Raw genomic sequence first — 25,696 nt, forward strand, 5'->3', positions numbered from 1 at the left:
GACAAGTTTTGTAAGCCGTCGAAGCGTCGTCGCGCGCCCAGCGGCGCACGGAAGGCCAGGTAAGCAACTGATTCTAAAGGAGAGGAGGCGCGGTACGCCGCCGAGCCTCGCAGGGCAGCGCTCTTGCACACGAAGGCACGTCCTGGCGCCATCGGGCACCCTGCGAAATCTCACATGCATGTCTCTGGGTTAGGTCTCTAACCGTGTTCCGGGATCTGCCGGTCTTCGCGCGCCTCTACGTTGGCGCTGTCGTCGCACTCGGCGCGAGCTTCATCCTCCTCCTGTTCCTGCAATTCCCCACGGCCGGTTTCCGCAGCTCCGCGATCTTCCTGATGCTGCTGGTGCTGTCCTCGCTCACCTCGATGTTCAAGGTGCAGCTGCCGCTCACCCGCAGCGGCTCGACGATGTCCGTGTCGTACGCCGTGGACTTCGCATCGCTCCTCCTGCTCGGGCCGTACCCGACGATGCTCGTGGCGGCGGCGAGCGCGTGGAGCCAGTGCACGTTCCGCATCCGCGAGCGCAACCCGCTGTACCGCACGCTGTTCAGCATGGCGTGCCTGGCGGTCACGGTGCAGGGGGCCGGGCACGTGTACCTGTGGCTCGGCGGGACGCCGGGAGTTGTGGCGCTGAGCCATCTGCCGAAGCCGCTGGTCGGCGCCGCGACGACCTACTTCGTCCTGAACACGGCGACGATCGCGACCGCGATCGCGCTCTCCACCCGGCAGCCCCTCTTCAAGGTCTGGAACGAGAACTTCCTGTGGAGCGCGCCGAGCTACTTCGTCGGCGCCGTGGCCGCCGCGGTCGCCGCGTGGTTCGTGCAGTCCTCGCGCCTCTGGTTCGTGCCGCTCGCGATCGCGCCGCTGTATCTCACGTATCGCACCTACAAGGTGTACCTGGGCCGCATCGAGGACGAGCGGCGCCACGTGCAGCAGATGTCGGAGCTGCACCTGGCGACGATCGAGGCGCTGGCTCTCGCGATCGATGCGAAGGACCAGACCTCGCAGACGCACATCCGGCGCGTGCAGCTCTACGCGGCGTCGCTGGCGCGCGCGCTCGGCATGTCGGAGAACGAGATCCAGGGGGTGAAGACCGCCGCGCTCCTGCACGACATCGGCAAGCTTGCCGTGCCCGAGCACATCCTCTCGAAGCCGGGCCCGCTGACGCAGGAGGAGTTCCAGAAGATCCGCGCGCACCCCAAGGTGGGCGCCGAGATCATCGGCACGGTCCCCTTCCCCTATCCCGTGGCCCCGTTGATCCTCAGCCACCACGAGCGATGGGATGGCAAGGGGTACCCGCACGGCCTCAAGGGAGAAGAGGTGCCGCTCGGCGCGCGCATCCTCTCGGTCGTCGACTACTTCGACGCGCTGATGGCGGAGCGGCCGTACCACAAGGCGATGGGGCAGGAAGCGGCTGTCGCGCTGCTGCGCCAGGAGGCTGGCAAGGGGCTCGACCCGGTGATCGTGGACAAGTTCATCGAGATGCTGCCCGGGCTGCAGAAGGAGGCGGCGACGCTCGAGCAGCAGATCGTGCGCCGCCTGAGCCTTGACGCCGAGCCCTCCGACATCCGCCCGGCGACGGGGCTCTCGCCCGGGCCGACGAAGAAGAAGAACGTCTTCGAGGACATCGCGCTGGCGCACCGCGAGATCTACGCGCTCTACGAGATTGCGCAGGCGATGGGGACCAGCCTTGGCGTGGCGGACACGATGGCGCTCATCGCCGCCAAGCTGACGAACCTCGTGCCGTTCTCGTGCTGCGCGCTGTTCCTGTACCACGAGGACTCGGACACGCTGCGCTGCGCGTTCGCGACGGGCATGGACGCCGAGCTGGTGCAGCAGCTCGAGGTGCGGAGCGGCGAAGGGCTCACGGGCTGGGTCGCCCGCAACCGCCGGCCGCTGGTGAACGCGCGGCCGAGCGCCGACCTCGAGGCCGCGGGTCGCGACGGCGCGACGGCGCTGCAGTCGGCCCTCGTCTGCCCGCTGGTCTTCAACGAAAAGTTCATCGGCACGCTGACCGTCTACCACACGCACCCGGCGTTCTACACCGACGATCATCGGCGCCTGCTCGACCGGATCTCGGAACAGGCATCAGCCGTCATCAACAACTCGGTCGTCTTCGAGACGACCCGCGAAGACTCGCTGACCGACCCGCTGACGGGCCTGCCGAACACGCGCTTCCTGTTCATGCATCTGAGCCGCGAGCTGGCGCGCGCCGAGCGGCTGAAGGGCGAGGTCTCGCTGCTCGTCATGGACCTCGATCACTTCAAGGACATCAACGACAACCACGGCCACCACATCGGCGACCGCGCGCTCTGCGAGGTCGCGCGCGTGCTGCGCACCGCCATCCGGCCGTACGACATCTGCGTCCGCTACGCCGGCGACGAGTTCATCGTCGTGCTCTCGGGCTGCGCCGCCGACGAGGCGGAAGGCAAGCGGCTGGAACTGCAGCGCGCGGTGGACGAGGTGTACTTCGAGGCCCGGCCCGGGAAGCGCCTGCCGCTCGGCATCAGCATCGGCTGCGCGGTGTTCCCGCAGGACGGCGAGTCGTACGAGACCCTGCTCGCCACGGCTGACAGCCGCATGTACCAGGACAAGGCCCTCCGGAAGCGCGGCGCGGCCGAGGGCGTGCTTCTGGAGCCGCCGGAGTGGACCGCGACCATCAGCCACTTCGACGTCGAGCGCGCGGCGGCAGGGGTACTCTAGAATCGGTTCGTGCCCGCTCTCACCGCCCGCGTGCGCAGCAACACGCGGGCGACTCCCACCACTCGCCTCCTGACCATCGATGCGCCGGCGCAGCCGTTCGAGTACAAGGCCGGCCAGTGGGCGCGCGTCGGCGTGAATGCCGCCGGCGCCCGGCCGTACTCAATCGCCAGTGCGCCGTCAGAGGCGCCGGAGAAGGGGATCCAGTTCCTGGTGCGGGCGGACGGCTCCGGCGTGGAGCTGGCGGCGCTTCGACGGGGCGCCGTCGTGCACGTCGAAGGGCCGCACGGCCGCTTCTGCCTGCCCGACGAGTTCTTCACCTGGCCGGACGCGCTGTTTGTCGCGGGGGGGACGGGCATCGCACCGATCCGCGCGATGCTGGTCGAGGCGCTCCGGCGTCCGTTGCATCCTGCCTGCCGGCTCGTTTACAGCGCGCGCAACTCGGATGAATTCGCGTTCCTGCGCGAGCTGCGGCAGCCGGCGCGCAGCGGGGCGATCCGCCTGGCGCTGACCGCCACGCGCGAGGCGCACAGCCGGTGGAAGGGGCTCTCGACCCGCGTCAACCGGCCGCTGCTGGAGACGATCCTCGACACGCCCGACACGCACGCCTTCATCTGCGGGCCCGAGGGGTTCGTCACCGACGTGCGCCGGGCGCTGGAACACCTCGGCGTCAGGCGGATACGGACCGAGGAGCAGTGAGACCTGACGTGCTGGGTGCTACGTGCTAAGTGCTGTACACCTCAAGGATTCACCTGCAGCGTCGACTTGACGTCTTTGACGCCGCCGATCTTGCGCGCGACGGCGACCGCCTTGTCGGCTTCGGCCTGGCTCTTGACCACGCCCGAGAGCGTCCCGACACCGACGGTCGTGTCCACGTCGATGCGCAGGCCGCCGACGTCGGGATCGTTGAGCAGCGCGGTCTTCACGCGCGTGGTGATCGTCGCGTCATCGATGGTCTCGCCCACGGTCTTTCCGCAGCTGATCGTGCCGACGGTCACCGGCGCGAGCATCGCGCACGCAAGCAGAACGGACACGAGAACGCGGCGCGTCTTCATACGTCACTTCCCTCCGCCGCGTACGGCTGCAAACTGAGTGCCCTGTGTGTTCAGATCCCCATGGCGTGGTAGCCGCCGTCGACGAGAAGAACCTCAGCCGTGACGGCGCGCCCACCAGGGCCGAGCAGGAACATCGCCGCATCCGCCACCTCGGAAGCCTCCACGGTACGCCTCAGCGGCGTGCGGTCGCGGTACGTCTGCAGGATATTCGAAAAACCCGAGATCCCCGAGGCGGCCAGCGTCTTGATCGGGCCCGCCGAGATCGCGTTCACCCGGATGTTCTGCGGCCCCAGCTCGGACGCGAGATACCGGACCGAACATTCCAGCGCCGCCTTGGCCACCCCCATCACGTTGTAGTTGGGGAACACGCGCTGGCTCCCGATGTAGGTGAGCGTGACGATGCTGCCGCCGCCGCGTCGCTCCATGAGCGGCACCGCGCCACGGGATAGCGCGATGAGCGAGTACGCGCTGACGTCGAGCGCCACGCGGAACCCCTCGCGGCTCGTGTGCAGGAACGGCGCGGACAGCTCCTCGCGCGGCGCGAACGCCGCGCCGTGCACGAGGAAATCAAGCCCGCCGAACTCCCGGCCGATCGCCTCGTAGGTCTGTGCGATCTGCTCGTCGCTGGTCACGTCGAGCGGCATCAATAACGGGTCCTCGAGCCCCTCGGACAGCTCGCGCACGTTCTCCGCGAGCCGCTCCCCCTGGTACGTCAACGCGAGCCGCGCGCCCGCCTCGGCCGCCGCCTGCGCGATGGCCCAGGCAATCGAGCGCCTGTTGGCAACGCCGACAATCAGCCCACGCTGCCCCTTCATATCAGCCATAAGCGATCTATTCTAAGGGGACAGTCACACTTTTCAGACACGCCCGGGAAAAGTGTGACTGTCCCCCTTTATTTGGGCAGCAGCCGCTTCGGGAACTTCGCCATGACGGTGTAATTCGGATCGACGACGTTCGCCACGCGCGAGTGCCCGGCCTGCGAGACGATCTGGTACGCGTCGATCTTGTCGAAACCGTAGTCGGCCACGAGCCATTCGATCAGCTCCACCTGCGCGATCCGGAACGCGTCGACGAGCGGCCGCCCGCTGCCGGCCACCATGATGTCGTCTGCGTCCTCCATCCGCGGCCAGCGGATGCGCCGCCCCTTGATCAGATCGAACTGCAGCGTCACGTCCATCGTCGTCTCGAGGCCGGAGCCGCAGATCTCGCCGTCACCCTGGAGCGCGTGGCCGTCGCCAAAGTAGAAGTACGCACCGTCGTGGAACACGGGCAGGTACACAGTGGTGCCCTCGCGCGCGTCCGCCGTATCCATGTTGCCGCCGAAGTTGCCCGGCCAGAGACCGCCGAATGCCTCCTCGCCGGCGGGCGCGACGGCAAGGCGCCCGAGCATGGGCCTCAGCGCGACCTCGAACCGCCTGGATCGCGAGCCGGGAATGTCGATCGCGCCGGTGAGCTTCGTCAGATCGAGCTGCCAGACGAAACGGCGGGCGGGGAGCGGATCGTTCAGCATCCGCGTCCGCGCATCGGCCGCGACCGCGCTGATCCCGTTCGGGTTGTGCTGCGAGACCGCGGTGGCGCGGTTCGGCCGGACCTTGAGGATGCGCACCACGAGCGTGTCGTCCGGCGTCGCCCCCTCGATGAAGAACGGGCCGACCTCTCCGGGCCACGCGCCCCCTTGCCGCTCGTAGTAGTCGCCGGGCTGCGTGAACGTGCGGGTTTCCACCGTGTCGCCCGGCTTCACCCGAAGGACGGGCTCCCGCACGGCAAAAGTCTGCTCGCCCCGCGAGGGAGTGAACTTGATCGTTTCGGCCGAAGCCGTTGCTGCCGCGAGCAGGCAGGCAGCCGCCATCGTCATGCGCATACAGGCTCCAGGAAAGAAAGATCCGGCGAATTCCGGGAAAGACCGCGGGGATTCTACCGCGAGCGCTTCTTGTGAGGTGCGGGGCGGCCGTGGCGGCGCGAGGGCTGATGCGAGCCGCCAGGACGTCCCGGGCGCCCCTGCCCCTGGTGCTGGTGATTGCCGTTGCGGCCACCGGTGCGGAACCCGCCGCCGCGGAAATCGTCACGGAAGCGCCCGCGCGTTCCCGACTGGCGGATGGTGAACTCGGGGATCTTGCGCTCGGCCGGCACGCCCCCTTCCGGGCGCGGGAGCGTTGCGCGAATCAACGGACGGTGCACAGGGCCTTCGTCAGCGAGGTCCGCCGGCGGCGCGTCAGGACCCGTGGCGGCTTCGGCGGCCGCGGGCGCCGGCACGTCGCGGTCCGGTGCGGGCTCGGCGGGTGGAGCGACAGGAGTCGGGTTGTCGGTCACGTTCGCGAGCACTTCGTCGTACAACGCCCCAGGCGCGGCCTTGCGCCGCGGCTTCGGCGTGCGAGCTTCCTTGTAGGGATGCTCGCTCTCGCAGGCGGCGCAACGGGTCTGGCGGATTGTGTCGTCGATCATCGCCACGATCGCATGGTCGGTCACGCGGCGCTCGCGCGGACAATAGTCGTCCACGATGTCACCGACTTTCAGCCGGCGCTGGTCCATCAATTCCCCCGGAACAAACCTCTGGCTGGAAATAGAAGTGGGAGCAGGTAATTGGAGTCTATCAAACGTCGCCCCAGCCCGGCAACTCCGGATCTCTTACCGCTGACCGGCCCATTCCACGGCCAGGTCCAAGGCGGAATCGCGCCCCTCGATCAACGCCCCCCGCGACCAGGGGGCCCCCACGTCGGGCTCCACGCCGCGCCCCTCGAGACGGGTGTTTGATGCCGTCACGAAATCCGCGTAGGCGTGCACCAGCACGTCACCGCTCGGCAGGCGGTCGAACAGCGCGGGCAGCGCCTGGCCCATCGTGCGCTCGCCAAACACCCGCGCCCGGCCGATTGACTGCATCCCCCCCGCGAAGCACTCCGACGCGCTCCCGGTGAGCGCGTCCACGAGGATGGCCACCCGTCCGGCAAACGGCGTCACCGGGCGACCATCTGGCGCAACTTTCCTCGGGTTCGCGTAGAACCTGAGCGCGCCTTCGCGCGTGCGCATCTCGCCAAGAGACACGCGATCGGGAACGAAGTGCCCGGCAACACCCATCAGCATGGCCGCGAGCCCGCCGGGGTTGCCGCGGAGATCGATGACGATCCCGTCAGCGCCGCGATGCGCGTCGACCGCACGCGCGATGAAGGGGTCGACCGGAGTGAGCCAGACGCTGAAGCGCAGGTACCCCACCTTCCCGCCCGACGCTGCCTGCATGGAACGTTCCGCGGTGCGGACGTGAAGAGTTGGGAACGTGCCGAGCTTGACCGGTTCCCCCTCCTCTGCGCGACGTTCGACGCGGATCTCGCGGCGGCTGCCGTGGCCGTCCACGAGAGACAAGTGGGCGCGGCTGCCAATCGGCCCGCGCAGTTTTTCCGTGAGCAGGCGCCACGCTTCGAGCGAACCGAGCCTCGGCCCGGCGGCGGCTGCGGCCTGGCTCAGCGCCGGCTCGACCGGCTCCCCGTCGACAGCGTGGATCAGCCACCCGGGGCGGACCCCAGCCTCCTTCGCCGGCCCGTCGTCGGCAACCCCGACGATGAGCGCGGTGCGTTCGTGGTAGCGGACGTCGATGCCCGGATCGCCGCTGGTCGCGCGTGCGGCCCGCGTGGCGGCCGGCGTCTGCCCGTTCGGGATCAGCACGAAGTGCGAGTCGCCGAGCCGTCCGATCATCTCGCGTATCGCGCTGCGCACCTCGTCAGGGGTCGATGCCGCCTCGGCGCGCGGGCGCAGATCACGCCTCACCGCGGGCCAGTCCACGCCGTTGAACGCGGGGTCGTAGTAGGTCTCGTCGATGATGCGCCAGGCCGCGTCGAAACTCTGGAGCCAGACCGGATCGAGGGGCGCGGACCACGCGAGGGTCAGCAGCGCGGCGCCCGCGATCGCCAGTCGGCTCACTTCACGAGTGCCTGGATCTGCGCGGGGGGCGCGAACGCGGCTTTGTCCACCGTGTCGAACTCGACGGCGGTGATCGTGATGATCTGTTCGGTGCCCATCAGGCGCTGCGTGATCTTCGACGCGATCTTCGTCCCGCCGAACTCCCGGTAGTCCGAGGTCACGTGCGTGGCCTTGACCGGGCCCATCGGCGACTCGCGGGTGACGACCGCGCCGAGCATCAGGCCGGTTTCCACGTCGAAGAACTCGAGGTCCTCGTCGCCGGTCGGTCGGACGGCCCTGACCTTGTAGGCGGGGCGTCCTTCGAACGTTGTCTTCTCAATCGTCTCGAGCGAGGTGAACTGCCTGTCGGAGTGGAGCGCCGAGTCGAAGTCGGCGTCGAGCTTCATCTGCTCGAGCGACTTGCCCTGCTGCAGCATCGGGCCGGTCAGCGGGTTCACGGTCCACGCGACGCGGCCGTCGTATCCGGATTGAATGTCACCGACGCCCGGCAAGGTCATGCGCAGCCGCATCAGGTCGGGACGCGCCGCGAGAATCTCCAGCTCCCCCTCGACGCCCTGCGCCGGCATGCTGATCTTGCCAATCGCGCGCCGCGACGAGTGCTTCGCCAGCGCGCTGCGGCCGCCGGTGGCCTCGATGTAGCGGTCGACGACGGCGCGGGCCGGGGGAAGGGCCTCCTGCGCGTGGAGATGCACGGGCAGCACGGCGAGGGCGGCAAGCCACGCAAGGAGGAACGATCGCGTCCGCATGGGCAAAGTGTACACTGGAGAGAATAAGGGGGACAGTCACACTTTTCCAAGGCCGAGGCCCCGGAAAGTGTGACTGTCCCCCTTATTCGGCACGTTGCAACTCACCACCTCGTAGCCGGCGGGCAGCACGACGGCGTTCCGGTTGATGCCGAGCGGCCGCGCGAACACGATCGTGCTCCCGTCCACCGCTGTGACGTCGTATACAACGCGGAATTTCGCCGTCGGGGGGTCGAGCAGCTCGTATCGCGTGTACTCGTCGCTGCTGGCGTTCTGGGGAAAGGCGGGCGCTGCCAGTGCGAGCAGCGCGCAGGCGAGAACAGTTCTCCTCATCGGATCACCCTCTCAAATGTCGCGGGCGCGCTGAAGTCGCGCTCCTCGCGCGCGCGGAGCCACGAACGGATCGCGGGCGTCGCGCCGGTCAACACGACGTTGTGCCGCTCGTCCAGGGCGGCTGCCACTCGGCCGCGTGCAGTGCGGCCAGGCAGGGCGCGCGCGCGATCGTAGTCGATCGCCGCCACGTGCCATCTCTCGCCGTCGCGCGTCAGCCGCAGGATGATGTGGGTCGGGATGAGCCCGGTGCCGTGTTCCACGCCGCGCAGGGGCATCAGGTCCAGGTAGTACGTGTTCTCCACCGCGGTCAGGTGTGCCGTGAAGACGCTTTCGGCGACGGGGTGCTTGTACTGAATGCGGTAGGAGCGCCACTCGCCGCGCTCGACGATCACCTGGACGTTGTCCTCCGTCGCGCGCCACTCCCCGAGCAACGCCTCGTCGAAGGCGATGGTCTGGTCGTCGTACGCAGGGTGCAACGACAGCACGAGACACCCCGCGGAGAGCGACGCGGCGAGCAGCGCGACGGCAATCACAGCTCGCGGCCGCGCGTTTCCGGGATCCATATCCACGTCACTGCCGCCAGCAGAAATGCGACGGATGCCATCGCGAGCGCGAAGCCGAAGCCGCGCGTCTCGGCGACGCGCCCCACGAGAAACGGCGCGACCGCACTCGCGATCCGCCCGAGATTGTACGTGAAGCCCTGCGCGGTCGCGCGGATCCCGGTGGGATAGATCTCCGCGGTCACCGCGCCGAACCCCGTGAAGTAACCGGTGCCGAAGAACGCGACGAACGGGCCCAGCACGAGGAGCACCCAGGGAGTTCTCGTGAGGCCGTAGCTGAAGATGAGCACCGCCGCCGTCACCAGATAGACGATGTAGGTCCGCTTGCGGCCGAAGCTGTCGCTGACGAATCCGAACGTCACGTAGCCGAACCACATGCCGACCTGCATGGCGATGATGAAGCCGGACATCACGTGCGGCGCGAGGCCGATGCCGCCCGCCGACGGGGGCAGCGAAAGGTATGCGGGGATCCAGAGGTTGAATCCCCACCAGGCGAACATGGTGCACGCGTTCATCAGCGTGACCGCGAGCGTCAGGCGGCCGAGCGGTCCGCGGAATATCGCGGCCAGCGATCCCCGGGGCGCGGCCTGCTCCCGCGTGCGCTGCCACAGCACCGGCTCTTCCACCCGGCGGCGGATCCAGATCGTGAACAGGGCTGGAAGCACGCCGACGAAGAACACGGCCCGCCAGCCCCACAGGGGGAGCACCACCGCGGTGACCGCGGCCGCCGCGGCATAGCCGACCGCCCACGCGCTCTGCATCAGCCCGAGCGCCTTTCCGCGGTGTGCGGCCGGCCACGTCTCGGAGACGAGCGCGGCGCCGCTCGCCCACTCGCCGCCCATCCCGATCCCGAGGAGCGCGCGGAACACGGCCAGCTGCAGCACCGTCTGCGCGAGGCCGCTCGCGGCGGTGAACACCGAGTAAATGAGGATGCTGCCCACCAGCGCGCGCGTGCGGCCGTACCGGTCTGCGATGACGCCGAAGATCAGCCCTCCCGCGGCGGACGCGATGAGCGTCGCGGAGCCGAGCAGCCCCGCGGTGGCCTTCGTCATCCCGAGGTCGGTCATGAGGGAGGCGAGGACGAGGGCGTACAGCATCACGTCGAACGCGTCGAGCATCCACCCGAGCCCCGCCGCGACCAGCGCGCGCCTCGCCCCGGGGGAGGCCGCAGACCACCAACTGTTCACGTCGTGTCTCCACCGCGGAAGGCGCCGAACGCGCAGAGCTTCATCTTGAGGTTCCGCGCATTCCGCGCGTGCGGCGGTTCAAGTCTTGTTCGCCGGCAGCGAGGCGACGACGACGCCCGCCTCTTCGAGCGCGTGGCGCACCGTGCGCGCGAGCGCCGCGGCGCCGGGCGTGTCGCCATGGATGCAGATTGTGTCCGCCCGCAGCGAAACCACCTCGCCGCTCGTGGCCACGACGTTCCCGTCGCGGACCATCCGCACCGCGCGCGCGGCCACGACCGCGGGATCGTGGATCACCGCACCGGCGATTCGGCGCGACGCGAGCGACCCGTCCCGCTCGTACGCACGGTCCGCGAACACCTCGGACGCCACGCGAAGCCCCGCCGCTTCAGCCGATGCGAGCATCGGCGAGCCGGCGAGACCGAAGAGGATCAATGAGGAATCGAACGCCCGCACGGCACGGGCGATCGCATCGGCCAGCAAGCTGTCGCGAACGGCCATGTTGTAGAGCGCACCGTGTGGCTTGACGTGCCGCAGCGTCGCCCCTTCGGCGCGGACAATCGCCGCCAGCGCGCCAAGCTGGTACAGCACCATGCCCTCGACCTCGTCCGGGCTGACCTGCATCTCGCGGCGGCCGAATCCCACCAGGTCCGGGAGACCGGGGTGTGCCCCCACGGCCACGCCGTGCGAGCGTGCGAGGCGGACGGTCCGCCGCATCACCGCGGGATCCCCGCCGTGAAATCCGCAGGCGATGTTGGCCGACGTGATGCTCGCCATCAGCGCCCCATCGTCGCCCATCGGCCAGGGGCCGAAGGACTCCCCCATGTCGCAGTTGAGATCGACCGTGACCCGGCTCGCCATCACATCCGCAGCACGGCGGCAGCGGTCACGATGCCGTCGAAGAAGTGCCCGAGGCGCAGGTTCTCGTTTTCCTCGTGCTGGTTGTTGTCGAAATTCACCGTCGGGACGAGCGCGGCGGGAAACCCCAGCGCGTCGATGAACGGAGCGATCGGCACCGTGCCGCCGAGCGTCCGGATCTGCACCGGGGGAGCGCCGTAGGCGCGTTCGAGCGCCGCCGCCAGCGCGCGAGCCTGGGGATGGAGCGGCGGGGTCCGGAAGGCTTCCGTGGCGCTGGCGTCCCACACCATCGACGCGAGGCGCGCGTGGGTCGCGCGTTCCGCGTCGTTCGGCTCGCGGTCCAGCAGGTGGTAACCCTGCGCGCGGAGGTGGGCGTCGACCCTGGCGCGAAGATCCGCGGCGCGTGTCTCCTTCACGAGCCGGATGTCAATCTCCGCGACCGCGCGGTCGGGGATGATGGTTCGCGCGCCCGCGCCGACAAACGCGCTCGCGAGGCCGCGGATGTTGAGCGTCGGGGTCTGCAGCCCCTCCTGCAGGCTGCGGCCCGCCGCCTCGGGTGCCGCCACGCCGAAGGCGCGCAGCATGCGCTCCGAATCGTCCGGCACGGCGGCCACGAGCGCGCGTTCCTCGTCCGGGAGCGGCTGCACGCCGTCGTAGAACCCGGCGACCTGCACCCGGCCGCGGTCGTCTTTCATGGACGCCAGCAGGTGCGCGAGCCGCAGCGCGGGATTGGGGATCCAGTTGCCGTAGTTGCCGCTGTGGACGCCGGATCTCGGGCCGTAGATGGTGAGGGTCCCGGTGAGAATTCCGCGCGCGCCGAAGGCGATCGTAGGCCGTCCGCTGGTGTGGATCGGCCCGTCGAAGATCAGCATCAGGTCGGCGGCGAGCTTGTCGCGGTACTGCGTGATGGCGGGAACGAGGCTGGGAGAGCCGGCCTCCTCCTCGCCGTCGAGAATCACGCGGATGTTGGAGGTGGGCTGCAGGCCGTTCGCCTTCAGCGCGTCGATTGCCGTGAGAATCATCACGATCGGCGACTTGTCGTCGGAGGCCGACCGCGCGTACACGCGCCAGTCGGGCTCGAACGCCGTGACGTCCGGCCACGCGACGTCGCCCGCCCCGTCCTGCAGGCGGCCGCGGCGCAGAACGGGCGTCCATGGATCCTTCTGCTTCCACGCCGCTGGATTCACCGGCTGGCCGTCGTAGTGGCTGTACAGGAGCAGGGTGCGTGTCGCTCCGGGCACGCGCAGCTCCGCGTGCACGAGCGGGTTGCCGGAGGTTTCGAGCAGCCCGGCAGTGAAACCACGCTTCGCGAACATCGCCCGCAGGTGCTCGGCGTTGCGGCGGATGTTCGCCGCGTCCGGGGCGACGTTCGGAATCGAGAGCAATTCGACCAGCTCGCGCACGATCTCGCGCTGGTGGGCGGTGACGTACGTGGAAACCTGTTGGCGGAGGGGCTCGCCCGCGGGAACGGCGCTCGCCGAAACAACAATCGCGGCGATGGCACCTGAGAGGAGCGTCATCGCCGCGAATTCTACCGGAAACGGTGGATGCGAAAAGGGGGACAGTCCCCCTTTTCTTCAGAACCTGCCCACGACGGTCAACTGGAACGCCCGCGCCTGCTGGCGATTGCGCATCTCCAGGAACAGCGAGCTCCAGGTCTGGTACGCGCTGTTGTAGCTGAACTGCGTGAAGTCGCCGCCATTCAGCAGGTTGAAGATGTTGCCAGCCACCTCCACCTCGCGCGATCCTCCCAGCTTGACGCGCTTGCCGATCTTCAGGCCGACGGTGTGGATCGCCGGCGCCTGGATCTGACCCTCGCCCCTGTTGCCGTAGATGTAGCGGTTCCGGGTTGCCAGCGGGTTGGACTGGGTCGACCCGTTTGGCAGCCGGAAGCTCGCGGGGCCGAACTGCGCGATCTGCGGATCGTTCGCGGCCAGACGATACAGCGGTGAACCGGACCACGGCCCCGCCTGGAGCGTGTAGCTGCCCGCCACGCTCAGACCGAGCGGCGCCATCCAGGTGGCCGCGAAGTTGCCGCGGTACTTCATCCACGTCGGCCCGTAGCTCAGGGCGTTGCCGCTGTCCGGCAGGCTGTTGCGGTCGTTGTTGCCGCGCGGCATGTAGAGGTTCGCGTCGTTCGCGAAGTGATCCGGCTGGATGTAGCCGGCCCGGTCGGTCGGGTTCCACGTGCCGTCCATGTGGTGCCACTGCCGGTTGAAGCCAGCCATCACCTGGAAATTGTGCGACAGGTTCTTGGCCACGGTGATTTCCATGGCCTGGTACTCGAGGGTGCTCCAGGTGTTGTTGGTCTGCTGCAGCAGTTCTCCCCGGTTCGGGTCGATCCGGCCGAACCCGCCAAAGGGTTTGAACGGCGCGTCGGGCCAGAACCCGTTGACCTCGACCTGCGCCCACATGTGCTTGTAGCTGCGCTTGATCCAGGCGATGTCCACCGACGTCTGCAGCGGGAACTGCCGGCGGAACCCGATAATCAGCTCGTCAAGGTACGGCTGGTGCGCATCCGGATCGATCTCGTAGGCAGCCAACGACGCCGCGACAGCCGGAGAGAGCTCGATCTCCCCGGGCTCACCCCAGATACCATCGAGGTCGTTGTCGTACTCGGTCCGAGTGGTGAGCTTGCTTTCCGTGCCGCCGGAAGTGATCGCGTCGCGCCCCATCACCTGCTCGCCCACGCGCACGTAGCTGCCGCGCAGGATGTTCTTCGCGTCGCTCGTCAGCATGTACGAGAAGCCCGTGCGCGGCTGGATGGTCCACGAGTTCTGGCGCGTCACGTTGAAGACTTCGTCGACGCGCTTCACCCAGTCGGCGCGGATCCCGATGTTGGCGGTCAGGCGGGGCGACGGCTTCCAGTTGTCCTGCACGTAGAACGCATAATCGGAATCGCGCGCTGCGCGGGTCTGCAGCGTCGTGGGCTCCACGTACCAGCGCTGGAATGGAACAGTGCCCGCCGACGGGTTGTTCCGGTCCTTCCAGGTGCGCCGCTCGAGGTAGAACCCGTCGTTCACATACTTATCGGTCACGTCGTAGACGTTGCGGGGCTCGATGAAGAAGCCGGTCTGCAACTCGTGCGAGCCGCCCCAGCCCTGCTTGAAGTACGTCAGATCGCCGCGCAGTGTAATCAGCGAAGCGGGCCCCACGAATTCATTGTTCCGGTTCCCGCCCAGCACCACTCGGTTGTTGCCGACTCGAAAACCTGAGCTGATGCTAGTGCCGGCATAGACCTCGATCTGGGGGCCGGTGCCCTGGAACCGGGACCAGTCGTACGTGGATTCCGTGTTGCTGCCCTTGTCGTTGTAGCCTGCGAGAAACGTCGTCGTGACGTTGCCGCCCCACACCGAGTTGAGCTTGACCGTGTACAGATTGCCGCCGTTCGAGTAGACACCGACCGGATCGGAGTAGTACTCCCAGTTGTTCTCCCCGTTGGTCAGGTCTCTCTGGTACACGACGGCCAGCTCGTGCGCCACGCCAGGTTTGGCGGTCACCTTCACGTAGGGCTGATATCCCTCGATCAGGTTGGTGAACAACTCCGCGTCCGGCTTGAACGCCTTGATGGCGTCGACGACCGGTTGCGTTCGCGGGATCGGCACCTCGACATCCGAGTACCGCATCGAGCCGAAGAACCACACCAGGTCCTTCTTGAGCGGGCCGCCCAGGGAGCCTTCGATCTGCGTCAGCCCGTTCTGCGCGGGTGTGCCCCCCTTGGACTCGACGAACGTCGCGCTGCCCAGGCCGGCCCCCGCACGTGCCGCCACGATCTCAGCCGGGAGGTCAAAGCGGGTCGTGGCTCCCGTGTTGTCGCCGTTCCACTTGAGCGGCTGGAGAGCAATTCCAGCCGAGCCCCGGAACGAGTTCCCGCCGCTCTTGGTGATGACATTGATCGCCAGGCCGGTGCCCATGGGCGTGGAGGCGTCCACGCCGCCGGTCTTCACCTGCGTGTCCTGGATCATGTCGCTGCCCATCTGCACGTAGGTGAGCTGGAAGTCGTTGTAGTTGCCCGCCTGCATCCCCTCGAGCTGCACGACGTGGGCGAAGTGCTCGGTCGAGTGGCCGAAATACACCATGCGGCCGCTCCCATCGTCGAACGGGCGGGAGTGGACGCCGGGTGTCATTTCCAGGAAGTCCGACCAGTTGCGCCGCGCGGCGATCGGCATCTGCTTCTGGAAGTCGCCGTCGACATTGAGCACGTTGCTCGGGCGCGAAACCTCGAGCATGGGCGACTCGCCGGCGACCGTGATCGTCTCCTGGAGCGCGCCGACCTTCATCGTCAGATCGACGGCGAAGTTGGCGTTGGCGCGCAGGAGGATGTCCTCGCGCTTGACTGTTGAAAAACCCGTCAGTTCCGCGGTGAGCTCGTACTCACCGGGTGGCAGGTTGACGACACGGTAAAACCCCGTCGCGTCGGTCACGACGCTCGACGGCCTGATCAGCACCGGACTGCGAGCGGTGACCGTCACCCCCGGCAGGACCGCTCCCTGCTCGTCCTTGACGTACCCGCTCAGACTGCCGCCCGTCTGGGCGGAAGCTGCCCCCCCGGAAAGCGCAATCAGGAGGATTGCGCCTGCGAAAACGAGAGACCTACGCTGCATTCGTCCGCCTCCGTAAAAGTGCACGCGCCGGCATCCGTCGGCGGACGATGTATTTATTTGTGTCGTTTTACACCAGGGTGTCTCTGGTGTAAATAGACATTCGACAACTCACCGGGGGAGAGTCTCAATGATGCAACGTCCTGTCGTTTCCCGCCTGGCGCGCCTGATGTGCGCGTTCGCGTGCGTGTTCCTGTCGGCGTCTGCCGCGAGATCCGTCGCTGCGCAATCGCCGCGCGCGATGACACTGATCGATCTGCTGAACGTGCCGCAGCTTTCGGATCCGCAGCTTTCACCCGACGGCCGTTCGGTTGCGTACGTGCTGGCCGAGGCCGATTGGAAAGCCAACCGTCGCATCAGCCACATCTGGCGCGCCTCGGCCGACGGCACCGGCACCGTGCAGATGACCAACGGCAAGGACGGCGAGCGGCTGCCGCGCTGGTCTCCTGACGGGCAGACACTGGCGTTCCTGGCCAGGCGGGCGGCGCGGCCGGACGAGAAGGAAGACGACCTCAAGACGCAGATTTATCTCCTGCGGAACGAGGGAGGAGAGGCGCGGGCGCTGACCACGCATGCCGCGTCGATCAGCGATCTCGAGTGGGCTCCCGACGGGCGAACCATTTACTTCGTCGCCGAAGATCCAAGGAGCGACGCTGAAAAGAAGCGCCAGGCCGCAAGAGACGACGTCTACGCGTTTGACGAGAATTTCAAGCAGCGGCATCTCTGGAAGGTCCAGGTCGATACCGGCCGCGCGGAGCGCGTGACGAGCGGCGATTCCTCGATCCTGGAGTTCGCCCTCTCACGCGACGGTAAGAGGATCGCGTTCCGCCGCGGGCCCACTCCGCTCTTCGGCGAGAGCGACCAGGCCGAAGTGTGGGTCATGGACGCGTCGGGCGAGAACGCGACGCAACTGACCGCCAACTCCGTGCCCGAAGCGAACGCGCTGCTCTCGCCGGACGGCACGCAGGTGTTGTTCCTCGCGCAGGCCAACGAGCGCTTCGAGACGTACCACAACCGGAAAGTCTTCGTCGTTCCGGCCTCCGGCGGGACGGTCCGCGTGCTCACCGCCACGCTGCCCTATGAGGTGGAACGCGCGGCGTGGTCCGCCGACGGGAAGTCGATCTACTTCACCGCGAACACCGGCGTCGAGGACCAGCTGTTCCGCCTGCCCGCGAGCGGCGGCAAGGCAGAGGCGCTGACGCGCGGCCAGCATTCCTTCAACGGGTGGGCGTACGAGCCCTCCGCGGACCGCCACCTCCTCGCCCTCGACCAGCCCGACAATCCGGGCGATTTATGGACGTTGCCGGGCGCGGGCGGCGCGTCACCCGCGCGAGTGACCCGCGTGTTCGAACACCTTGCGCGCGAGTTCCAACTGCCGCGCCAGGAGCGCGTCGAGTGGAAAGGGGCCGATGGCGTGAGGGTCGAGGGTCTTCTCTTCTATCCCCTCGATTACCGCCAGGGAGAACGCTACCCGCTGGTCGTGCAGACCCACGGCGGGCCGCAGGCGTCCGACAAGTACGGCTTCGGCGGCTGGAGCGACTACGTGCAGGTGCTGGCCGCGATGGGCTACGCCGTGCTCCAGCCGAATTATCGCGGCAGCACCGGCTACGGCGACGCGTTCCTGCGCGACATGGTGGGCAGCTACTTCAAGAACTCGCACCTGGACGTGATCGCGGGCGTCGACCATCTCGTGAAGATCGGGATCGCGGATCCCGATCGGCTCGTCAAGATGGGATGGAGCGGCGGCGGGCACATGACGAACAAGGTCATCACCTTCACCGATCGGTTCAAGGCGGCCTCGTCCGGCGCCGGCGCGTCCAACTGGGTGTCGATGTACGGGCAGAGCGATGTCCGCACGTATCGCACGCCGTGGTTCGGCGGCACCCCCTGGCAGGCGAACGCGCCGATCGACGTGTACTGGGAGCACTCGCCGCTCAAGTATGCGGCGAACGTGAAGACGCCGACGATCTTCCTCGTCGGCGAGCGGGACGTCCGCGTGCCGATGCCGCAGTCGGTGGAGATGCACCGCGCGCTCAAGTCCAACGGGGTCCCGACGAAGCTGTGGGTGGCGCCGCGCGAGCCGCACGGCTGGCAGGAGTTGCGTCACGAATTGTTCAAGATGAACGTGGAACTCGACTGGTTTGAGAAGCACGCCCGCGGGCGGTCGTATACGTGGGAGCAGGCGCCGGAAAGCGACAGACCGGAGTTGAAGATCACCGACGGCGCTCACTGAAGATCCAACCGTGGAGAACCTCAGCGCGAGTCGCGCGGCAGCGCCCGGAGCAGCGCTGCCGCGCGCGGCTCTGATGGATCGAGGCGCATGGCCTCGCGCGCGGCGGCCCGCGCCTCGCGGACGCGCCCGAGCTGCGCGTAGACCACGGCAAGATTCAGCCTCGCGCTCGCGCTGGCCGGCGCGAGCCGGCACGCGCGCTCGATGGACGCGAGCGCTTCGTGGGGACGCCGCTGGAGTACGAGCGCGACGGCCAGCTTCTCATGGGCCTCGGCGGAACCCGGGTGACGCGCGACTGCGCTTCTCAGCCATCTCTCCGAGGGGACTGGCGCCTGCAGCTCCAGTCCGAGCGATCCGATCTCCAGCGCCGTTGCGGCGCTCGCCGCGTCCACCACCGCGTCTGACAGGCTCGCGAGCGCCAGGACAGCCTCGGCGCGCTCTCCCGCCGCCGCCAGAGCACGCACCAGCCACGGCCCCGACACCTCGGGCCTGAACGCGGCGTCGGCCGCCGCTTTCAGATGGCCGACCGCCTCCTCGGATCGCCCGGCCAGCAGCAGTGCCTGCCCCAGCGCGAGGCGAATCGCCGGCTCGCCGCGATCGATCGCGAGCGCCGCGCGCAGCTCCGCCATCGCGTCGCCGTATCGTCCCGCCGCCGTCAGCGCCTCGCCGACTTGAAAGTGAAACACGCCGGGGTACGCCAGCCCTTCGGCAGCCGCGGCGGCGTACCGCCGCGCCTCGTCGTACCTACCCTGTTCGATCAGCCAGACCGCTTTTCTCGACCGCTCGCCCCCGCGCCCGTCGTCCAGGCCGAGATCCCGGGCGGAAACGGTGGCGGCCAGCGCGAGCCCCGCCAGCGGCAGCACCAACGCGCGGTACTGCCGCCGCGTCACCGCGTCACACAGCCACGCCAACGCGTGGGCCGCGAGCACCGCAAGGGGGATGAACAGCGGAAGCCGGTATCGATCGGCGACGAAGAAGACGGCGACCGAGGCGCCGTAGATCGGAACGAAGGACGCCCATGTCCAGTACGGGAGCCCGGCACCCCTGGCGCCCAGGAACAGGCCAACCATCCCGAACGGCAGGAGAACGATCGGCCCGGCCACCAGCACCCGCAGCAGCGTGGGCTCGTCGCGGCGGTAGAACGCGTAGCTGTAGTTCAGTGGAACGTCGATGCGGTTGACAAGCAGCAGGGCTTTGCGTGCGAACAGCGTGAGAGCCGGAATGGGCTCGGACGCAATCCATTGCCAGGCGCGCGTGTAGAAGTAGCTCGAGACCTCCGCCGGGGCAAGGGACCGCCCCTGCGCCGCTTCCGCCACCCGGGTGGCGTCGCGCACCTGCCCTGCCATCGATGCCGACACACCCGGTACGCGGTGGTAGATGCCGGTCGCGTCGGCGTTGTTCCCGATGTAGAAGTTGAGACCGCCATGTGACGAGATGAGAATCGCGTCACCGGATGCCAGGTAGTTGCGCAGCGCGTTGGCTCCGACAACGGCGAGCAGGGACGCCAGGACGAGCGCCGCGCGGCCGACCCGCTGCCGGCGCGACGCCAGGGCGATGAGAACGGGAGCGGCAATCCCATACGCGAGGCCGTTCGGCCGGTTCAGCCCGAAGAGCCCAAGCGCCACGCCGGCCGCCACGAGCGCCGTGCGCCCGCCCGTCGCCTGCGTGCGCGAGACGGCATACAGGGCGCTCGCGACCAGGAACGGATCGAGCGCGGACTGGAGAATGAGAATTTCGCTGAACGTCAGAAAGCCCGTCAGCAGCGCCAGGCCTGCCGCGAGCCGCGCCACGCGCACGCCGAACCACTGGCGCGCGAGCAGGTACACGAACCCCACCGCCGCCGTGCCCAGCACGATCTGCACGATCCTCGCGGCGGCCAGCGAGTCGTGAACGCTGAACACCGCCGCCAGGAAGTACACGTAGAGCGGCGAGAGAAAGAAGGGCTCGTGGATCGCGAGCGGTCCGCCCGCGGCGATCTGCCGCGCGAGCTGCACGTATCGCGCGGTGTCCAGATCGCCCTGCGGCTGGAGCAGCGGGTGACCGCCGAGCTGGACCAGCACGACAGCCTTCACCGCCAGCGCGGCGGCGAGCAGCCACGCCAGCTCCTTCTCGCGGCTCCGCCAGCGCATGTCGCTAGCGCGCGGCAATCATCTGGATCTCGACGCGGGCGCCGAGATTCAGGCCGGCGACCTGCACCGTCGCGCGTGCGGGCGGATCGACCCGAAACACTTCCGAGTACACGGCATTGAACTTCGGGAAGTCGGCGAAATCGGCGATGAACGCGGTCACCGAGACGACGTTGCTGTAGTCCATCCCCGCCGTCCTCAGCACCTCGCCGAGGTTCTTCAACGCCTGCCGGGTCTCCGCTTCGATCCCGCCCGGAACGAGCTTCGCGGTGTCGGGATCGCGCCCGAGTTGCCCCGACAGATAGAGCGTGTCGCCGGCCAGGATCCCCGGACTGTAAGGCAACCCGGTCGCCGGAAATCGCGCGGGACGGATCACTGTGCGGTCTCGAGGCGCGGCGAGCGCCTGACCCTCCGGCGCGCCGGCGGAACTCGCGCCAAGGAACAGCGTCACCGCGCCAAGCGAAACGATCGCGGCAATCATGCGTGGACGCCCGTGGTTCTGCACATTCCCTCCGTTCATCGGGTCAAGACGCCTTGAGGACCTCGCCGAAGTACCGCACCCAGTTGCCGCCGAGGATCTTCTCGATCTGATCCGACGTGTAGCCGCGCCGCGCCAGGCCGTTGGCGATGTTTCGGAAGCGCTCCGGCGGATCCAGCTCCTTGATCCACGGCGGCCAGCGGACGCGGTACACCGGCTTGAACATCTTCAGGCGCGGTTCGTACCACGTCTCCCGGGTCGCCGTCGCCTCGATGCCGCGGATCGAGTAGTCCGACGCGAGCCCGACGTGGTCCACGCCGGCCACCTTGACGGCGTGGTCCACGTGACGGAGATAGTCCTCGAAGGTCGTTTCAGCCGTGGGGCCGATGAAATACCCCAGCGTGGCGATGCCGACGACGCCCCCCTTGTCGGCGAGCGCGCGCAGCAGGTCGTCGGGCTTGGCGCGCACGTGCTCGTACACCGCCTTGCACATGGTGTGCGTGAATGCCGGCGGCCTGCGGCTGACCGCGATGCCGTCGCGCGAGGTCTGCTCGCCGCAATGCGACAGATCCACCACGATGCCCAGGGCATTCATGCGATCGACGACGGCGACGCCGAAGTCCGAGAGCCCGGCGTTCGTCCGTTCCGTGCACCCGTCGCCGAGCAGGTTGCGCGAGTTGTAAGTCAGCTGGATGCAACGCGTCCCGAGGCTGTACAGCGTGTCCAGGTTCCTCAAGTCGCCGTCGAGCATCGTCGCGTTCTGGAAGCCGAGGACCACCGCGATGCGCCCCGCGCGCTTTGCGCCGGCGAACTCGCCCCCGTCGACGACCTTCACCAGGCGATCGGGAAAGCGATCGAACTGCGCCTGCCAGCCCGCGAGGTCGCGCAGCGCCGACGCGAGACTGCGATTGTCGAGACTGGTCTGGATGGCCGACACTCCGGAGCGCCGGAAGGCCCCCCAGACGGCGTCGTTCCACTCCCCGTCTGCCGAAAGCGCGTCGAACACGATGCTCCGGTCGAACACTGCCGCCGCGTCCTGGCCGCCCGAGACGCGGTTCGCGGTCAGCCCGACGAGCGCGGCGGAGCCGGCGTAAAGAAAACCACGACGATCAATTTCCATCTCGACCTCCGGGGACGCGGCATAATATCGCGTCCACGCACGAGAGAGGAGCATTCATGCATCTCTGCCGAGTGAAGCCAGCCGCGGCGGCCTTCGCGATCGCCCTGACATGCGTGGCGGCGCCCGCCGCCGCGCAGCCGGTCTACCCGAACGCCCAGTGGGAGCGCGTCGCGGACCTGCCGAAGCAAGGGTGGTCGCCCGAGAAGCTGAAGGCGGCGCGCGACTACGCCGCCACGATCCCGACCGCTGCCGTGATGGTCGTTGAGGGCGGCCGCATCGTCGACGAGTGGGGAGAGACGGCGACGCGCTACAACGTTCACTCGATCCGCAAGAGCTTCCTGAGCGCGATGTACGGCATCCACGTCGCGGACGGCTGCATCGACCTGACAAAGACGATGGGCCAGCTTGGCATCGACGACAACGCGCCGTCGCTGACCGACGTGGAGAAGCAGGCCACGGTGCACGACCTGCTGAAGGCGCGATCCGGCGTGTACCATCCGGCGCTCTACGAGACGCCCGGGATGAAGGCGGCGCGCCCGGCGCGCGGCAGCCACGCGCCCGGGACGTTCTGGTACTACAACAACTGGGACTTCAACGTCCTCGGGACGCTCTTCGAGCGATCGACGAAGGCGAACCTGTTTCACGAATTCAAGGCGAGCATCGCGGATCCGATCGGCATGCAGGATTTCCGGCTCGAGGACACCGCGTACGTGACTGGCGCGGATTCGGTCTGGCCGGCGTACCCGTTCCGGATGACGGCACGGGACATGGCCCGCTTCGGGCTTCTTTTCCTCAGGAACGGAACGTGGCGCGACAGGCAGGTCGTGCCAAAACAGTGGGTGGCCGACAGCGTCAAGGCGTACTCGGAATCCGGCGAGTCGGGCGGATACGGGTATCTCTGGTGGATCGCGGCGCGCGGGAAGCACCTGCCCGGCGCGGCGCTGCCGGACGGCAGCTACTCGGCGCGGGGCGCGGGAGGGCACTACATCCTGGTGATCCCGGCCTATGACCTCGTCATCGTGCACCGCGTCAACACGGACCTCCGCGGGAACAGCGTCAGCGGCGAGCAGTTCGGCCGGCTCGTGCAACTCATTGTCGATGCGAAGCGCAGGACGGAGGCGGCGCCCGCGTACAACATCGTGCTGCGCGGCGGATGGATCGCTGACGGCAGCGGCAACCCGGCGTATCGCGCCGACGTGGCGATCGCGGGCGACACGGTCGCCGCGATCGCGCCCCGGATCGACGCTGGTGGAGCGCAGATCATTGACGTCGCGGGCCTCGTCGTGGCCCCCGGCTTCATCGACATCCACACGCACGCGCGACGCGGCATTCTCGACGTGCCCACCGCGGACAATTACGTCCGCCAGGGAGTCACGACGGTGATCGAGGGACCGGACGGAGGTTCTCCCGTGCCGTTGAAGCCGTTCCTCGATCGGGTGGCCGCGGCGCGGCCGGCGGTCAACCTCGGCAGCTTCATCGGGCAGGGCTCGGTGCGCCAGACCGTGATCGGCGAAGCGGATCGAACAGCGACGCCTGACGAGCTCGAAAAGATGAAAGCGCTCGTCCGCCAGGGCATGGAGGACGGCGCCCTCGGCCTCAGTTCCGGCCTCATCTACGTGCCGGGCAACTTCACGCCGCACGCGGAGGTGGTCGAGCTCGGAAAGATCGCGGGCGCGATGGGAGGCGTGTATATCTCCCACATGCGCGATGAGGCGACGCGTGTCGCCGACAGCGTGCGCGACACGATCGATGTCGGCGAGCAGGGGCGCATGCCGGCACAGATCACCCACCACAAGATCGTCGGGACGAAGAACTGGGGCCAGAGCAAGACCACGCTGGCGCTGGTAGACGCCGCCCGCGCACGCGGCGTGGACGCGACGATCGACCAGTATCCCTACACTGCCTCCAGCAGCGGCCTGACGATCCTGCTGCCTGCGTGGTCGCTGGACGGCGGCCAGCCTGCCACCGTCAAGCGCCTTGCCGATCCCGCCACCCGGGCGAAGATCCGCGCCGCCGTCGTCGAAAACATCACGTACGACCGCGGTGGCGGCGATCCGAAGAACGTCGTGATTGCTGCGTGCGCGTGGGACCCCTCGCTGGCGGGGAAGAGCCTGGCCGACATCGCGCGGGCGCGCGGCCTGGAGGTGACGATCGAAAATGCCGCCGAAACGCTGCTGACGCTCGTCGAGAAAGGGAGCGCGCAGGCCGTCTTCCACGCGATGTCGGAAGAGGATCTCGAACGCATCCTGAAGCATCCGGCGACGATGGTCGCCTCGGACGGCGAGATTCCGATCTTCGGGAAGGCGGCGCCGCATCCGCGGAGCTACGGCACGTTCGCTCGCGTGCTGGGGCGCTACGTGCGGGAGCGGAAGCTGCTGACCGTCGAGGAGGCGGTGCGGAAGATGAGTTCGTTCCCGGCCCAGCGCCTGGGGCTCACCGACCGCGGCGTGCTGCGGCCGGGGCTCAAGGCAGATATCGCCGTCTTCGACGCCGCGCGGGTGCGCGACGCCGCCACGTTCGAGCAACCGCATCAGTACGCGGAAGGGTTCGCGCTCGTCGTCGTCAACGGCGAGATCGTCTACCGCGACGGCAAGATGACAGGGGCGCATCCGGGGCGCGTGTTACGGGGGCCTTCGGCGAAACGCTCGTCGTAGTGGGGAGATCTGCGCGTTCTGCGCGCTCTCAGGTGAAACTAGTCCGTTGGTTTCTTCATCGCGAGCGCCAGCTCCGCAATGCTCATCGCCAGCTCGCGGAGTCTGCCCGCGCTCTCGACGTTGCAGAGCACGACGACCGCCACTTTGGCGTCCGGGTTGCGCAGCAGATACGTCGTGCCGCCGGTCGCGCCGCCGCTGTGCGCGATCCAGGTGCGCCCCTTCTCGTCGGTCGTGATCGTCCAGCCGAGTCCGTAGGTCGTTCTGGATCCGTCGGCAAGCAGCGCCGGCGTGTACATCTGGCGGAGCGTCTCGGCCTTCAGCAACCGCCCCTCGTCGAGCGCGATGTGAAAGCGCGCCAGGTCGCCGGCGGTGGAGATCACGCCGCCGCCCGCCCATTTCACGCTCAGGTCCGCGTACGGCGCGTTTCGCACGTCGCCGCCGGCCTTCACGTACTGGCGCGATCGGTGCGGCACGATCTCCTCGGCGCGCTCCAGCCGCGTCGACCTCATGCCGGCCGGCCCCCAAATGTGCTCGCGAAGGTAGGCCTCGTAGCTGAGGCCTGAGGCCCGCTCCACGATTCCCGCGAGCAGGTTGTACGCGTACGTGGAATAGAAGTACTTCGTGCCGGGCGTAAAGAGCAGCGGGTCGTCCTCGAAGATCCGCGCTGCGGCCGCGACCGTGTCGTACCGCGTCATGTTGGCCATCTCGCCCGGCTTGTAATGGCGGATGCCCGAGGTGTGGGTCAGCAGGTGCCGCACCGTCAGCGCCAGACCGCCCTTGTCCGGGAACGACGGCAGGTACTTCCGGACCGGATCGTCGATCGACACGCGACCGCGCTCCACGAGCTGCATGATCGCCGTCGCGGCGACCGGCTTCGAGATTGACGCGATGCGGTATACCGTGTCGCCGCGCGCGGACACCTGGTGCTCGACATCGGCGAGGCCCGAGGCCCCTTCCCACGCCAGCCTGTCTCCCACGACGACGGCGACAGACATGCCCGGTGCCCCGGCCTGCCTGCGCGCCGCCTCGATCATCTGCGGCACGCCGGCGAGCGAGGCCTGGGAGTCTGCGCTGATGGTGCGTCCGGCGAGGGCGAAGAGCCCGACGGCGAGCGCCGCCCTGCGAACCTGCACGCGCGCAATCATGATG

The 25,696-nt window shown here is 68.2% G+C and carries 20 protein-coding genes; 4 read left to right on the forward strand and 16 right to left on the reverse strand.

Features of this window, described 5'->3' with window-relative positions:
* The first annotated feature begins 203 nt into the window (after positions 1–203).
* Together HYU53_14340 and HYU53_14345 are read left to right on the forward strand one after the other, a co-directional pair.
* Positions 204–2,699 (forward strand): diguanylate cyclase, encoded by a 2,496-nt coding sequence (locus HYU53_14340; protein ID MBI2222372.1) that lies wholly within the window; start codon positions 204–206, stop codon positions 2,697–2,699.
* Positions 2,700–2,708: 9 nt separating this feature from the next.
* Positions 2,709–3,395 (forward strand): FAD-dependent oxidoreductase, encoded by a 687-nt coding sequence (locus HYU53_14345; protein MBI2222373.1) that lies wholly within the window; start codon positions 2,709–2,711, stop codon positions 3,393–3,395.
* Positions 3,396–3,436: 41 nt separating this feature from the next.
* Here HYU53_14345 and HYU53_14350 read toward each other — a convergent pair whose 3' ends face one another.
* From HYU53_14350 to HYU53_14405, 12 genes are all read right to left on the reverse strand, one after another.
* Complete coding sequence (locus HYU53_14350; GenBank protein MBI2222374.1) at positions 3,437–3,751, reverse strand: BON domain-containing protein; 315 nt, start codon at positions 3,749–3,751, stop codon at positions 3,437–3,439.
* Between the two features lie 50 nt (positions 3,752–3,801).
* Positions 3,802–4,575 carry an enoyl-ACP reductase gene (locus HYU53_14355; protein MBI2222375.1) on the reverse strand — a complete coding sequence of 258 codons (774 nt, stop codon included), beginning with the start codon at positions 4,573–4,575 and terminating at the stop codon, positions 3,802–3,804.
* 68 nt (positions 4,576–4,643) lie between these two features.
* Entirely contained in the window at positions 4,644–5,612 is a 969-nt protein-coding gene (locus HYU53_14360; GenBank protein ID MBI2222376.1) for an acetamidase/formamidase family protein, read from the reverse strand.
* A 53-nt stretch (positions 5,613–5,665) separates the two neighbouring features.
* Positions 5,666–6,280 (reverse strand): hypothetical protein, encoded by a 615-nt coding sequence (locus HYU53_14365; protein ID MBI2222377.1) that lies wholly within the window; start codon positions 6,278–6,280, stop codon positions 5,666–5,668.
* Positions 6,281–6,376: 96 nt separating this feature from the next.
* Positions 6,377–7,660: a hypothetical protein gene (locus HYU53_14370; GenBank protein MBI2222378.1), complete on the reverse strand. Its 1,284-nt coding sequence runs from the start codon at positions 7,658–7,660 to the stop codon at positions 6,377–6,379.
* Positions 7,657–8,406: a hypothetical protein gene (locus HYU53_14375; GenBank protein ID MBI2222379.1), complete on the reverse strand. Its 750-nt coding sequence runs from the start codon at positions 8,404–8,406 to the stop codon at positions 7,657–7,659. The genes HYU53_14370 and HYU53_14375 overlap by 4 nt, the downstream gene beginning before the upstream one ends.
* Positions 8,407–8,442: 36 nt before the next feature.
* Entirely contained in the window at positions 8,443–8,736 is a 294-nt protein-coding gene (locus HYU53_14380) for a hypothetical protein (GenBank protein ID MBI2222380.1), read from the reverse strand.
* Positions 8,733–9,269, reverse strand: coding sequence for a hypothetical protein (locus tag HYU53_14385; GenBank protein MBI2222381.1), 537 nt, complete (start codon positions 9,267–9,269; stop codon positions 8,733–8,735). The genes HYU53_14380 and HYU53_14385 overlap by 4 nt, the downstream gene beginning before the upstream one ends.
* On the reverse strand, positions 9,266–10,414 hold the full coding sequence (locus HYU53_14390) for an MFS transporter (GenBank protein MBI2222382.1): 1,149 nt from the start codon (positions 10,412–10,414) through the stop codon (positions 9,266–9,268). The genes HYU53_14385 and HYU53_14390 overlap by 4 nt, the downstream gene beginning before the upstream one ends.
* A 147-nt stretch (positions 10,415–10,561) precedes the next feature.
* Positions 10,562–11,341, reverse strand: coding sequence for a LamB/YcsF family protein (locus HYU53_14395; protein MBI2222383.1), 780 nt, complete (start codon positions 11,339–11,341; stop codon positions 10,562–10,564).
* Positions 11,341–12,858, reverse strand: coding sequence for a M20/M25/M40 family metallo-hydrolase (locus HYU53_14400; GenBank protein MBI2222384.1), 1,518 nt, complete (start codon positions 12,856–12,858; stop codon positions 11,341–11,343). Before HYU53_14400 ends, HYU53_14395 begins: the two co-directional genes overlap by 1 nt.
* A 57-nt stretch (positions 12,859–12,915) precedes the next feature.
* On the reverse strand, positions 12,916–15,942 hold the full coding sequence (locus tag HYU53_14405) for a TonB-dependent receptor (protein MBI2222385.1): 3,027 nt from the start codon (positions 15,940–15,942) through the stop codon (positions 12,916–12,918).
* A gap of 127 nt (positions 15,943–16,069) precedes the next feature.
* On the opposite strand from HYU53_14405, the gene HYU53_14410 reads away from it, so the two are divergent.
* Entirely contained in the window at positions 16,070–18,172 is a 2,103-nt protein-coding gene (locus tag HYU53_14410; protein ID MBI2222386.1) for a S9 family peptidase, read from the forward strand.
* Between the two features lie 20 nt (positions 18,173–18,192).
* Here the strand turns inward: HYU53_14410 and HYU53_14415 are convergent, their stop codons facing one another.
* The 3 genes from HYU53_14415 to HYU53_14425 are packed head-to-tail and all read right to left on the reverse strand — an operon-like array spanning position 18,193 to position 21,893.
* Complete coding sequence (locus HYU53_14415; protein MBI2222387.1) at positions 18,193–20,298, reverse strand: tetratricopeptide repeat protein; 2,106 nt, start codon at positions 20,296–20,298, stop codon at positions 18,193–18,195.
* A 4-nt stretch (positions 20,299–20,302) separates the two neighbouring features.
* A complete protein-coding gene (locus HYU53_14420; protein MBI2222388.1) occupies positions 20,303–20,776 on the reverse strand; it encodes a RidA family protein in 474 nt (157 codons plus the stop codon).
* A gap of 43 nt (positions 20,777–20,819) precedes the next feature.
* Positions 20,820–21,893: a membrane dipeptidase gene (locus HYU53_14425; GenBank protein ID MBI2222389.1), complete on the reverse strand. Its 1,074-nt coding sequence runs from the start codon at positions 21,891–21,893 to the stop codon at positions 20,820–20,822.
* Positions 21,894–21,949: 56 nt separating this feature from the next.
* Between HYU53_14425 and HYU53_14430 the strand changes: the two genes are divergently transcribed.
* Positions 21,950–24,547: an amidohydrolase family protein gene (locus tag HYU53_14430; protein MBI2222390.1), complete on the forward strand. Its 2,598-nt coding sequence runs from the start codon at positions 21,950–21,952 to the stop codon at positions 24,545–24,547.
* Between the two features lie 38 nt (positions 24,548–24,585).
* Here HYU53_14430 and HYU53_14435 read toward each other — a convergent pair whose 3' ends face one another.
* A complete protein-coding gene (locus tag HYU53_14435) occupies positions 24,586–25,692 on the reverse strand; it encodes a beta-lactamase family protein (protein MBI2222391.1) in 1,107 nt (368 codons plus the stop codon).
* Positions 25,693–25,696: the final 4 nt, after the last annotated feature.

It is taken from the genome of Acidobacteriota bacterium (assembly GCA_016184105.1).
In the GTDB taxonomy this organism is placed as follows: Bacteria; Acidobacteriota; Vicinamibacteria; order Vicinamibacterales; family 2-12-FULL-66-21; genus JACPDI01.